Consider the following 11,457-nt stretch of genomic DNA (forward strand, 5'->3'; position numbering starts at 1 on the left):
GCCGACTTTGCCGTCGCCGACGAGGGCGGCCTGTTGGCCGCGTTCCATGAATCGGCCGGGGAGCCAGTCGATTTCGGTGAAGTCGGTGGTACCCGGCCGCCGGCGCGCGGGTCAGAGCGCCGCGCTCAGCGCGCGGGCCAGGTTGGCCGCGGCCTCGGGCGCGTAGCGCAGGAACAGGTAGGGCTCGGTGAGCTCCAGCTCGATGAGGACCGGGCTGCCGTCGGGCAGGCGGACCAGGTCCACCCGGGCGTAGAGCACGTCGGGGAACTCGGCCAGCACCTGCTCGGCCAGGGCGAGCTGGTCGGCCCCGGGAGCGCGGAGCTCGCCGTGGCCGTTCCCGCGCCCCGGCCCGGTTGCGTTGCGGGCCAGCATCGGGTTACGCCGGATGGCGTGGCTGAACCGGCCGCCGAAGTAGAGCAGCGAGGTCTCCCCCTCGGTCTCGACCATGTCCAGATAGGGCTGGATCATCGCGGTCCGCCCCTCGGCGGCCAGCCGGGCGGCGTGGGCCCCGGCCTCCCCGCGGTCGCCGGTCCTGATCGTGTCGCGGGCCCCGGCCGACACCGTGGGCTTGACCACGTACTCGTCGAGGACCGGGAAGTCGGCCTCCTCGCCCGGCCCGACCCAGTAGGTGGGGATGGCCGGCGCCTTCAGGTCCCGCAGGTAGGTCTTGTCGGTGTTGCGCTCAAGCACGGCGGCCGGGTTGAGCAGCCGGGTGACGGACTCGACGCGGCGGGCCCAGTCGAGGAACTCCGCCCGCCGGTCCACATAGTCCCAGGCGGAGCGGACCACGACGGCGTCGAAGGCGGCCCAGTCGGCCTCGGGGTCGTCCCAGCGCACGACCCGCCCGGCGATCCCGGCCTCGGCCCAGGCGGCGAGAGCGAGCTCCTTCTCGTCGTCGACCCCGTCCGGGTCTGCGAAAGTCACATAGGCCGCGGAAACGCTCATCGAAAGCCCCTCATGTCAGCACCAACCAAACATCAGGGACCTTACACAGAGCCGCGCGCCAGCCCCGGCCCAGCCCCGGGCCTCCGCGGCTACGCCCCGTAGACGGGCTCCGGCTCGGCCGCCTCGGCCAGGAGCCCGGCGACCGCGTCGCCGATCTCGGCGGGCTCCCAGCGGGCGCCCCGGTCGGCGCGGGGGCCGTGCCGCCAGCCGTCGGCGAGGGAGAGTACGCCGCCCTCGACCTCGAAGACCCGCCCCGTGACGTGGGCGGACCCCGCCGAGCCGAGCCATGCCACCAGCGGCGCCACGTTGGCCGGGTCCATCGCGTCGAAGCCGTCCGCGGGCCTGGCCATCGTCGTGGCGAAGACCTCCTCGGTCATCCGGGTCCGCGCGGCCGGGGCGATCGCGTTCACCGTGACGCCGTAGCGGCCGAGCTCGGCGGCGGCCACCTGGGTGAGCGCCACGATGCCCGCCTTGGCCGCGGCGTAGTTGCCCTGCCCGACGCTGCCGAGCAGTCCGGCGCCGGAGGAGGTGTTGATCACGCGGGCGTCCACCGGCTCCCCCGCCTTCGACCGCTCCCGCCAGTGCGCCCCGGCGTGCCGCAGCGGCAGGAAGTGGCCCTTGAGGTGCACCCGGATCACCTCGTCCCACTCCTGCTCGGTCATCGAGACCAGCATCCGGTCGCGGACGAACCCGGCGTTGTTCACCAGCACGTCCAGCCGGCCGTAGGCGCTCAGCGCCGTCTTGACCAGCCGCGCCGCGCCGTCCCAGTCGGCGACGTCGTCGCTGTTGGCCATCGCCTGGCCCCCCAGCGCGCGGATCTCGGCGGCCACCTCCAGCGCGGGCACCCCGGAGCGGCCGTCTCCCCGGGGGCCCGCCCCGAGGTCGTTGACCACGACCTTCGCCCCCTGCCTGGCGAACTCAAGGGCGTGTTCCCGCCCGATGCCGCGCCCGGCCCCGGTCACGATCACCACACGCCCGTCACAGATGCCGCTCATGCAAGGTCCTTCCATGCAAGGTCCTCCGTCGTGATCATGCAGAGTTTCCCGGGGGTTCACCCGCCGTGTCCAGAAGCGATCCGCCGCCAGGCGGGGATCTCCCCGCCGCCGTGCAGGAGGAGCTCGGCCCCGGTCACATAACCGGGGGCGGCCAGCCACAGACACGCCCCGGCCACGTCCTCGGGCAGGGCCATCCGGCCCGCGGGGACGGCGGCGCCCATCCTCCGGACCCCCTCGGGGCCGCCGTAGTGACCGGCCGCGCTCTCGGTCTCGGCGAGGCCGACGACCACCGTGTTGACGCGGACCCGCGGCGCCCACTCGGCGGCCAGGCAGGCGGCCAGGTGGTGCAGGCCCGCCTTGGCCGCGCCGTAGGCGGAGGTGCCGGGCGAGGGACGCGCGCCGCTCGAACTGCCGATCATGATGATCGAGCCGCCCACCGCGGCCAGGAGCGGGTGGGCGCGCTGGGCGACCAGCAGCGGAGCGATCAGGTTGAGCTCGACGATCCGGGCGTGCAGCCGCGGCGAGGTCCCGGCCAGCGGCGCGTACGGCGAGCCGCCCGCGTTGCTGACCACCGTGTCGAGCCGCCCGTGCCGTTCCTCGATCTCCCCGACCAGCCGGTCCACCTCGGCCGGGTCCCGCACGTCGGCCGCGACGAACCCGATGCCCGCCGGCAGCGCCCGCGGCTCCTGGCGCGCGCACACCACCACCCGGGCCCCGGCGGCCAGGAAGGCGCCGGCGATCCCGGCGCCGAGTCCCTTGGTCCCACCGGTGACCAGCACGACCGATCCGGCGTAGTCGTAGGAGACCCGCATGACACCCTCACCGTCTTCCTTCCGCCCGGCCTGTCGCGTGCTACCGTACCAAGCAAGCGTTAGGTGAATACAGTGAGGCGCGATGGGAATCACTCTGCACGGCGGCGGACCGGTCGCCGAGGTGGTCATGGACGTGCCCCCGGTCAACGCGTTGACCGTCTCGGGCTGGTTCGAGCTGGCGCGGGCCCTGCGGAAGGCCGGACGCGACCCCGTCACCCGCGCGGTGGTGCTGCGCGCCGAGGGCCGGGGCTTCAACGCCGGGGTGGACGTCAAGGAGATGCAGGCCACCCCCGGGCACGCCGCCCTGGTCGGGGCCAACCGGGGATGCGCGGCGGCCTTCGCGGCGGTCTACGAGTGCGAGGTCCCGGTGATCGCCGCCGTGCACGGGTTCTGCCTGGGCGGCGGCGTCGGCCTGGCGGGCAACGCCGACATCGTCGTGGCCGCCGAGAACGCCTATTTCGGCCTGCCGGAGGTGGACCGCGGCGCGCTGGGCGCGGCCACCCACCTGGCCCGGCTGGTCCCCCAGCACCTGATGCGCGCCATGGTCTACACCTGCCGCACCGTCACCGCCGCCGAACTGCGCGCCTTCGGCTCGGTGCTGGAGGTCGTCCCCCGCGACAAGCTGCGCGAGGCCGCCCTCGACGTCGCCTCCGCGATCGCCGCCAAGGATCCCTACGTCATCCGCCGGGCCAAGGAGTCGCTCAACGGCATCGACCCGGTCGACGTCAGGCGCAGCTACCGGTTCGAGCAGGGCTTCACCTTCGAGCTCAACCTGATGGGCGCCGGCGACAGACACCGCGACGCGTTCGTCTCCGGCGAGGCCGGGGCGGACGGGGCGCCGGGCGAGGAGGCTCGATGAGCGGCAAGGTGATGTCGGTCGAGGAGATCGTCGGCTCGCTGCGCAGCGGCATGACGGTCGGGATCGGCGGCTGGGGCTCGCGGCGCAAGCCGATGGCCCTGGTCCGCGCGCTGTGCCGCTCCCCCCTCGAAGACCTGACGATCGTCTCCTACGGCGGCGCCGACGTCGGCCTGCTCTGCGCCCACGGCAAGGTCCGCAGGGTGATCGCGCCCTTCGTCACGCTCGACTCGATCCCCCTCGAACCGCACTTCCGGGCCGCCCGGCAGAGCGGCGCCGTGGAGTTCACCGAGTACGACGAGGGCATGTTCATGTTCGGCCTGCTCGCGGCGGCGCACCGGCTGCCCTTCCTGCCGACCCGGGCCGGGCTCGGCTCGGACGTGACGCGGGTCAACCCCGGCCTGCGGACCGTCCGCTCCCCCTACCCCGACGGGGAGGAGCTGATCGCGGTCCCCGCGCTGACCATGGACGCCGCGCTCGTCCACCTCAACCGGGCCGACCACCTCGGCAACGCCCAGTATCTCGGCCCCGACCCCTACTTCGACGACCTCTACGCCAAGGCCGCCGAACGCTGCTATGTCTCCTGCGAGCGCCTGGTGGACACCGCCGACCTGCTCAAGGAAGGCCCGCTCCAGTCGCTGCTGATCAGCAGGTCCATGGTGACCGGCGTGGTGGAGACGCCCGGCGGCGCCCACTTCTCCACCTGCGAGCCGGACTACGGCCGCGACGAGACCTTCCAGCGGGCCTACGTGGCCGCCGCCGCCGACCCGCAGGCGTGGAAGGCGTTCCGGGAGCGCTACCTGTCCGGCGACGAGGCCTCCTACCAGGAGGCCGTACGGCAGGCACGGGAGGGCGCGTGAGCCCCGGCCCCCTCCGGCGCCGCCGCACCGGACAGCTCAGGACACCGGCCCCCGGGAGGGACACGTGACGATCACCGCCACACGCGCCGAGGTGTGCGTCGTCGCCTGCGCCGAGGCGTTCCGGGGGGACGGGGAGATCCTCGCCGCCGGCATCGGCGGCGCGATCACCATGCTGGCCGCCCGGCTGGCCCGGCTCACCTTCGAGCCCGACCTGATCACCCATGACGGGACGTGCCTGCTGACCGGGGACGTGCCGCCGCTGGGCGGGACGCCCGGGGTGGTCGAGGGCTGGCTGCCCCTCCGGGACCACCTGTGGCTGGTGCTCAACGGCAGGCGGCACGTCATGCTGGGGGCGAGCCAGCTCGACCGGTACGGCAACAGCAACATCTCCTGCATCGGCGACTGGGCCAGGCCCCGCTCCCAGCTCCTCGGTGTGCGCGGCGTCCCGGGCAACACCGTGTGCGGCCCGACCAGCTACTGGATCCCCAAGCACTCGCCCCGGGTGTTCGTGCCGAAGGTGGACATGGTCAGCGGCGTCGGCCACGACCGCGCGGCCGAGGCGGGACCCAGCGCCTACCGCCACCACGACCTGCGCCGGGTGGTCACCGACCTGGCCGTGCTGGACTTCGACACCCCCGACCACTCGATGCGCCTGGCCTCGGTCCACCCGGGCGTCACCGTGGCGGAGGTCGTGGAGCGGACCGGCTTCCGGCTCGCCGTCCCGGACACGGTCCCCCGGACCCGCCTGCCCACCGGCGAGGAGCTCCGCGTCCTCCGCGAGGTCCTCGACCCCGGCTCCCTGCGCGAGCGCGAGGTCCCCGACCCGGGCCCGCCCGGCGCCCCCGCGGCCGCCGCGGCCCCTGGGCCCCCCGGCGCCGCCTCCCCGCGCGAGCGCGGGGCCCCCGCGTGACCTCCGGTCCCGGGCCGGCCGCACCCACCGGCGGCGCCGCGGACCCGGCCGGGCCCGCGACGCCCACCCTGACCACCCGGCTCACCGAGCTGGTCGGCTGCCGCCACCCCATCGTGCAGACCGGCATGGGCTACGTGGCCGGCGCCCGGCTGGCCGCCGCCACCTCCGCCGCGGGCGGCCTGGGGATCATCGCGGCGGCCACGATGCCGGTCGAGCAGATGACCGCCGCGATCCGGTCGGTCCGGGAGCGGACCGACGCGCCCTTCGGGGTGAACATCCGCTCCGACGCCGACGACGCGCGCGAGCGGATCGACATCATGATCCGCGAGGGCGTCCGGGTCGCGTCGTTCGCGCTGGCGCCCAGGCGGGAGCTCATCGCCCGGCTGAAGGACGCCGGCGTGGTGACGGTCCCCTCGGTCGGCGCGCGCAGGCACGCCGAGAAGGTCGCCGCCTGGGGGGTGGACGCGGTGATCGTGCAGGGCGGCGAGGGCGGCGGGCACACCGGGGCCGTCCCGACCACGGTGCTGCTCCCTCAGGTCGTGGACGCGGTGGACGTCCCGGTCATCGCCGCGGGCGGCTTCTTCGACGGACGCGGGCTGGTCGCCGCCCTGTCGTACGGCGCGTGCGGGATCGCGATGGGCACCCGCTTCCTGCTGACCTCCGACTCCCCGGTCGGCGAGGAGGTGAAGAAGGTCTATCTCGGCATGTCCGACACCGTGGTCACCACCCGGGTGGACGGCGTCCCGCACCGCGTCCTGCGCACCCCCTTCGTCGACTCCCTCGAACGCTCCCGGCTGCGCCTGCTCCGGGCGATCGCCAACGGAGCCCGGTTCAGGAGGCTGTCGGGCACGTCATGGGCCGGGATGGTGCGCGAGGGCCGCCGGATGAGACACGGCCGCGACCTGACCTGGGCCCAGGTCCTGCAGGCGGCCAACACCCCGATGCTGCTGCGGGCCGCCATGGTGGACGGGCGCGCGGACCTGGGCGTCATGGCCTCGGGACAGGTCGTCGGGCTGATCGACGATCTGCCGAGCTGCGCGGAGCTGATCGGCCGGATCATGTCCGAGGCGCACGCCGTACTGGACCGTCTGCCGCGTCCGTGACCAGGTCGGGCCCGCCTTTACGAAGTATGTCCGTTTTTCGGATCTCTTCGGCCGGTACGGCCCCACCGGCCGACGCGGCCGCGTGGCACGCGCCGCGGCCGTCGGCCCGGGCGACGATCCGGCCCGCCTCGACGCGGACGGCGGCCTCGGTCCCGTCGCTGACGGCGGGCACACCGGCCGCCGCGGCGAGGGCGCCGGAGCCGTCGTGGACCACCTGGAGGGGCGGCCACGCCGTGGGCGGGAAGGCCTGGCGCAGGCAGGCGCAGAGGCCGGCGACGGCCAGCCGGGCCAGCGGCGTCAGCTCGGCGGGGTCGCCGGTGACCAGGACGGCGGTGACCGTGGCTCCGGCCGGCGCGGCCCGCACCGCCTCCTCGACGGCCTCGAGCCGGTGCAGCCCGAGGACCGCCACCACGCCGTCGTCGGCCAGCCACGCGGGTCCGCCGCGGATGACGTCCGCGGCGGGCGGCGGGGACCACGGCTCGTCGGCGGGCCGCGCCAACGGGACGTAGGGGAGGTGCGGGGGCTGCCACGCGTCGCCCAGGTCGAGGTCCGCGAGCTGCTCGCAGACGCCGATGACGTTGAAGGGCTCGACGAAGCCGGGCGCGGCGGCGGCCAGTTGCCCCGCGCCGTGCAGGGTCGTGAGCACGGACTCGGCCACGCGCACCAGGCGGCCGGCGGGCGTCCCGGGCGGGCGCAGCCGCTCCAGGGCCAGTCCGAGCAGGATCGCGTCGAACCTCATCAGCTGCGCGAACGGCAGCCGGGTCCGCCCGTCCACCAGGATCTCGGACATCAGGTCCGAGCCGAGCCGGGCCGGGCCGGGCCGTTCGTCGGTGGCGAGGGGGAGCCCGGCGACCCAGGCGCGGGCGAACGCGCCGAGCGCCTCGCGGGCGGTGCGGCCCGGCTCCGGGTGCGGCGGCCGCGGCGCGCGCTCGGCGAGGTCGGCCAGGACGGCGAAGTAGAGAGCCCGTTTGCCGGGGAAGTTGGAGTAGACCGCGCCGCGGGTGAGCTCGGCGCGCTCGGCGATCGCGTCGATCTTGGCGTCGCGGAAGCCGCGCTCGGTGAACTCCTCCTGGGCGGCGGCCAGCACCCTGGCGCGGTTGCGCTCCTGCGTCTCAGCCCTGGTGAGCCGGCCCATCGTCCCCCTCGTTCCGGCGTTGCCCGCCCGTTCCGCCCCAAGATATCGTCGCCATCTATATGATGGGATCATCTGATCAGATCATTCGAAGCCTGGGGTGTCCATGACCGGCGTCGGACCGGATGCGGGCGGCGCGCCCGAGATCGACCTGATCCGGCCGGGTCCCGGCCCGCACGACCGTTGAGGAGACGTTCTCGAATGGCACGCATCGGTGACGGCAACCTGCTGAGGTGCACGTTCTGCGGCAAGAGCCAGAAGCAGGTCCGCAAGCTCATCGCGGGCCCGGCCGGCGTCTACATCTGCGACGAGTGCGTCGGGCTCTGCAACGAGCTCATCGAGGAGGAGCTCGCCGAGTCCGCCGCGGGCGAGCCGTGGGAGCCGCCGAAGCCGCGGGAGATCCACGACTTCCTCGATCAGTACGTCATCGGGCAGGACGCCGCGAAGAAGACACTCGCGGTGGCGGTCTACAACCACTACAAACGCATCCGGCCGGGGGCCCGCGGGAGCGGGCGGCAGGCCGCGAAGGAGGAGCCGGTCGAGCTCGGCAAGTCCAACATCCTGCTGATCGGCCCGACCGGCTGCGGCAAGACCCACCTCGCCCAGACGCTCGCCCGGATGCTCGACGTCCCGTTCGCGATCGCCGACGCCACCGCGCTCACCGAGGCCGGCTATGTCGGGGAGGACGTCGAGAACATCCTGCTCAAGCTGCTCCAGGCCGCCGACTACGACATCGCGAAGGCCGAGACCGGCATCATCTACATCGACGAGATCGACAAGGTCGCCCGGAAGAGCGAGAACCCGTCGATCACCCGTGACGTCTCCGGCGAGGGCGTCCAGCAGGCGCTGCTGAAGATCCTGGAGGGCACGACCGCGAGCGTGCCGCCGCAGGGCGGCCGTAAGCACCCGCAGCAGGAGTTCATCCAGATCGACACCGGCAACGTGCTGTTCATCGTCGGCGGCGCGTTCGACGGCCTGGAAAGGATCATCGAGCGGCGGGTCGGCCACCGGGGCGCCGGGTTCGGCGCCCCAGCCCGCACCGAGGACAGGGCGGCCGAGAAGGACGCCCTCGCCCGGGTCATGCCCGCGGACCTGCTGAAGTTCGGCCTGATCCCGGAGCTCGTCGGCCGCCTCCCGGTGGTGTCGACCTTCCAGGCGCTGGACCGGACGGCGCTGACGCGGATCCTCACCGAGCCGCGCAACGCGCTGGTCAAGCAGTATCAGCGGCTCTTCGAGATCGACGGCGTCGAACTGGAGTTCACCGAGGACGCCGTCGACGCGATCGCCGAGCAGGCGCTGCTGCGCCGCACCGGCGCCCGGGCGGCCCGCGCGGTCCTCGAAGAGGTCCTGCTCAACGTGATGTACGAGGTGCCGAGCCGGGACGACGTGGCCCGCGTCGTGATCAGCCGCGAGACCGTGCTCGGCAACGTCAACCCGACCCTGGTCCCCCGCGGGCGGCCGGACCGCGGATGGGAGCGCCCTGAGAAGTCCGCCTGAGACGTCCCCGGCCTCCGGCGCCGTGGTCCGGCACCGGAGGTCAGAGCTGGGCGTCCCCGGCGAGGAGCTCGGCGGCGGCCTGGCCGCAGACCCGGGCGGCCCCGTGGGTGGCGATGTGGACGGCGCCGAGGTCGGAGCGGCCGGGCAGGCCCATCTCGACCACCACGGCGTCCGGCCGGGCGGCCAGGAGGTGGTGGAGGGCGTCGGTCTGCCAGGGGTGGCGGTGGGCGTCGCGGACCACGGCGACCAGCGGGCGCTCCGCGGCGGCGGCGAGGGCGGCCTCGATCGCGCCGCCGGTGGCGGCCGAGGCGTTCAGGCGGGTCACCGTGGTGCCGGGCAGGAGCTTGCCGAGCGGCTCCCCGACGCCCCAGGGGGTGTCCTTCTCGATGGCGAGGTTCATCTCCGGGGCGAGCTCGACCACGTGGGGCGGGGCGGGCAGCGGGAGGACCGCGGTCGCCGAGCGGCGGGTGATCCGCAGGGCCCGCCGGGCGGCGGCCAGGCCGATCCCCGCGTCGCCGGGGCGGGCGGCCGCGGAGCGCCCCCGTGCGGCGGAGACGCTCCAGAGCGCGAGCTCGCAGACCCGGTGGGCCGCCTCGGCCAGCCGCTCCTCGGGGAGCCGTCCCTCGATCACGGCGTCCACGATGGCGTCGCGGACCGCGGTCGCGGTGTGCTCGTCGGCGTGCTCGCCGCCCACGCAGATCGCGTCGGCGCCCGCGGCGATGGCCCGCGCCGAGGCGCCGCCGATGCCGTAGGGGCCGGAGACGGCCGCCATCTCGATGCCGTCGGTGACGATGACGCCGTCGAAGCCCAGCTCGACCCGGAGCAGGTCGTGCAGCACCCGGCCGCTGAGCGTGGCGGGCAGGGCGGCGTCGAAGGCGGGGACCAGCAGGTGGCCGGTCATGACCGTGCGCACACCCTCGGCGATGGCCGCGCGGAAGGGCCGCAGCGCCATCTCGTGGAGCTCTTCGGCGGTGGCCGCGACCAGCGGGACGCCGTGGTGGGAGTCGACGGAGGTGTCGCCGTGCCCGGGGAAGTGCTTGGCGCAGGCGGCGACGCCGGAGGACTGCAGGCCCCGGACCCAGGCGGCGGTGTGCCGGGAGACCAGGTCGGGGTCGGCGCCGAAGGAACGCAGGCCGATGACCGGGTTGTCCGGGTTGGAGTTGACGTCCGCCGAAGGGGCGAAGTCGAGGTTGACGCCCGCCGCGGCGAGGTCGCGGCCGAGATCCCGGGCGAGCTCCTCGGTGAGCTCGGTGTCGTCGACGACGCCGAGGGCGAAGTTCCCCGGCCGGGTGCTGCCGGCCGCGGCCTCCAGGCGCGTGACCTCCCCCGACTCCTCGTCGACGCCGACGATCACCTGCGGGTTCTCCGCGCGGAGCGCGGCCGTCAGCTCGGCGACCTGGGACAGGGTCGCGATGTTCCTGGAGAAGAGCACCACTCCGGCCAGGCCGTCGGCCAGACGCCTGCGCAGCCAGTCAGGCGGCGTCTTCCCCTCGAACCCCGGAAGAACTACCGTGTCCGCCAGACGGAGCAGCTCTGGGCCGCGTTTCATGCACCCTCCTCGCCTGACGGCCGACCGGCATCCCCTGCCGAAGACACGTAGACAACGCATTGTGTGGCACCTCAAGAGAGAGCGCTCCCAGAGGCTTGGGCGTAAATCTAATAGGAAACTTTCCTAATTGCTAGTGGGCTGACCATGGGCATTTGACTCAAGGTTTACTCACCAAAGTGATCAATGGGGCTGGAGGGAGCCCGCCGGGACGAGACCTCGGCCGGGCCGGGGCGCCGGCCACGCGCGGGAACCGGCCGTCACCTCCCCGGCGGACGCCGAGCAGCGCCCCGCCGGGGGACGTCGTCGCCGTCGAGCCCCGGCCGGCGGTCTCCAGACTGATCACGCGCAGACCGAACGAGACCGACGCCGAGATGGCCCGCACCGCCTCCGCCCGGGCCGCTCTCCCGTCACCGGCGGAAGGCGCGTGCGACGACGCCGCTTCCGAGCGGACCGACGACCACGACGGGGCGGACCGGCGGATCCACCGCCACCGCGCCCTCGACCTTCCCGCCCAGCTTCCCGCCCAGCGGATGGTCGTCATCGACCGCTCCGTCGCCTCCGTGCCCGTCACCCCGGACGACGGACGTCTCCCCGCGCACCTGGTTCACCGCCGCACGCCGGGCGCCCGCCCGGGGCGGACGCTCTCTCAGAGCCGTTCGATGATCGTCACGTTGGCCTGGCCGCCGCCCTCGCACATCGTCTGCAGGCCGTACCTGCCGCCGGTCCGCTCCAGCTCGTGCAGGAGCCGGTGAAGAACAGCACCGCCCCCGCCAGATCCATTCAGTCGCGGACCCCGCC

General features: G+C 74.1%; 11 protein-coding genes and 1 pseudogene. 5 read left to right on the forward strand and 7 right to left on the reverse strand.

The genetic code is table 11. From position 1 onward, the window contains the following. Positions 1-111: 111 nt before the first annotated feature. From ACWDS7_RS41285 to ACWDS7_RS41295, 3 genes are all read right to left on the reverse strand, one after another. Positions 112-945, reverse strand: coding sequence for an ATP-grasp domain-containing protein (locus ACWDS7_RS41285; protein WP_451933724.1), 834 nt, complete (start codon positions 943-945; stop codon positions 112-114). 89 nt (positions 946-1,034) lie between these two features. Beyond that, positions 1,035-1,940: an SDR family oxidoreductase gene (locus tag ACWDS7_RS41290; RefSeq protein ID WP_451933725.1), complete on the reverse strand. Its 906-nt coding sequence runs from the start codon at positions 1,938-1,940 to the stop codon at positions 1,035-1,037. 56 nt (positions 1,941-1,996) lie between these two features. Further along, positions 1,997-2,752: an SDR family oxidoreductase gene (locus ACWDS7_RS41295; protein ID WP_451933726.1), complete on the reverse strand. Its 756-nt coding sequence runs from the start codon at positions 2,750-2,752 to the stop codon at positions 1,997-1,999. An 82-nt stretch (positions 2,753-2,834) separates the two neighbouring features. On the opposite strand from ACWDS7_RS41295, the gene ACWDS7_RS41300 reads away from it, so the two are divergent. The 4 genes from ACWDS7_RS41300 to ACWDS7_RS41315 all read left to right on the forward strand — a co-directional run bounded on the left by ACWDS7_RS41300 (position 2,835) and on the right by ACWDS7_RS41315 (position 6,481). After that, a complete protein-coding gene (locus ACWDS7_RS41300) occupies positions 2,835-3,611 on the forward strand; it encodes an enoyl-CoA hydratase family protein (protein ID WP_451933727.1) in 777 nt (258 codons plus the stop codon). Further along, positions 3,608-4,468: a CoA transferase subunit A gene (locus ACWDS7_RS41305; RefSeq protein ID WP_451933728.1), complete on the forward strand. Its 861-nt coding sequence runs from the start codon at positions 3,608-3,610 to the stop codon at positions 4,466-4,468. Before ACWDS7_RS41300 ends, ACWDS7_RS41305 begins: the two co-directional genes overlap by 4 nt. Before the next feature lie 70 nt (positions 4,469-4,538). Further along, positions 4,539-5,378 (forward strand): CoA-transferase subunit beta, encoded by an 840-nt coding sequence (locus ACWDS7_RS41310; protein ID WP_451933734.1) that lies wholly within the window; start codon positions 4,539-4,541, stop codon positions 5,376-5,378. Then, on the forward strand, positions 5,375-6,481 hold the full coding sequence (locus ACWDS7_RS41315) for an NAD(P)H-dependent flavin oxidoreductase (RefSeq protein WP_451933729.1): 1,107 nt from the start codon (positions 5,375-5,377) through the stop codon (positions 6,479-6,481). Before ACWDS7_RS41310 ends, ACWDS7_RS41315 begins: the two co-directional genes overlap by 4 nt. Here ACWDS7_RS41315 and ACWDS7_RS41320 read toward each other — a convergent pair. Beyond that, positions 6,435-7,616 carry a TetR/AcrR family transcriptional regulator gene (locus ACWDS7_RS41320; protein ID WP_451933730.1) on the reverse strand — a complete coding sequence of 394 codons (1,182 nt, stop codon included), beginning with the start codon at positions 7,614-7,616 and terminating at the stop codon, positions 6,435-6,437. The two genes, ACWDS7_RS41315 and ACWDS7_RS41320, sit on opposite strands and share 47 nt — an antisense overlap. A 198-nt stretch (positions 7,617-7,814) precedes the next feature. Between ACWDS7_RS41320 and clpX the strand changes: the two genes are divergently transcribed. Next, positions 7,815-9,110: an ATP-dependent Clp protease ATP-binding subunit ClpX gene (gene clpX / locus ACWDS7_RS41325; protein ID WP_451933731.1), complete on the forward strand. Its 1,296-nt coding sequence runs from the start codon at positions 7,815-7,817 to the stop codon at positions 9,108-9,110. 40 nt (positions 9,111-9,150) lie between these two features. On the opposite strand, the gene ACWDS7_RS41330 is transcribed toward clpX, so the two are convergent. The 3 genes and pseudogenes from ACWDS7_RS41330 to ACWDS7_RS41340 all read right to left on the reverse strand — a co-directional run. Continuing rightward, positions 9,151-10,659 carry a glycoside hydrolase family 3 protein gene (locus tag ACWDS7_RS41330; RefSeq protein ID WP_451933732.1) on the reverse strand — a complete coding sequence of 503 codons (1,509 nt, stop codon included), beginning with the start codon at positions 10,657-10,659 and terminating at the stop codon, positions 9,151-9,153. A 407-nt stretch (positions 10,660-11,066) separates the two neighbouring features. Continuing rightward, entirely contained in the window at positions 11,067-11,267 is a 201-nt protein-coding gene (locus ACWDS7_RS41335) for a hypothetical protein (protein WP_451933733.1), read from the reverse strand. A gap of 38 nt (positions 11,268-11,305) precedes the next feature. Further along, positions 11,306-11,457: pseudogene (locus ACWDS7_RS41340) on the reverse strand (acetyl-CoA C-acetyltransferase); the annotation flags it as partial.

Source organism: Streptosporangium sp. NPDC003464 (genome assembly GCF_053588315.1).

What these genes read in the sequence shown, in the direction of transcription:
- ACWDS7_RS41285 (WP_451933724.1), bottom strand. Translation starts at nt 945, where the DNA reads ATGAGCGTTTCCGCGGCCTATGTGACTTTCGCAGACCCGGACGGGGTC.
- ACWDS7_RS41290 (WP_451933725.1), bottom strand. Translation starts at nt 1,940, where the DNA reads ATGAGCGGCATCTGTGACGGGCGTGTGGTGATCGTGACCGGGGCCGGG.
- ACWDS7_RS41295 (WP_451933726.1), bottom strand. Translation starts at nt 2,752, where the DNA reads ATGCGGGTCTCCTACGACTACGCCGGATCGGTCGTGCTGGTCACCGGT.
- ACWDS7_RS41300 (WP_451933727.1), top strand. Translation starts at nt 2,835, where the DNA reads ATGGGAATCACTCTGCACGGCGGCGGACCGGTCGCCGAGGTGGTCATG.
- ACWDS7_RS41305 (WP_451933728.1), top strand. Translation starts at nt 3,608, where the DNA reads ATGAGCGGCAAGGTGATGTCGGTCGAGGAGATCGTCGGCTCGCTGCGC.
- ACWDS7_RS41320 (WP_451933730.1), bottom strand. Translation starts at nt 7,616, where the DNA reads ATGGGCCGGCTCACCAGGGCTGAGACGCAGGAGCGCAACCGCGCCAGG.
- clpX (WP_451933731.1), top strand. Translation starts at nt 7,815, where the DNA reads ATGGCACGCATCGGTGACGGCAACCTGCTGAGGTGCACGTTCTGCGGC.
- ACWDS7_RS41330 (WP_451933732.1), bottom strand. Translation starts at nt 10,659, where the DNA reads ATGAAACGCGGCCCAGAGCTGCTCCGTCTGGCGGACACGGTAGTTCTT.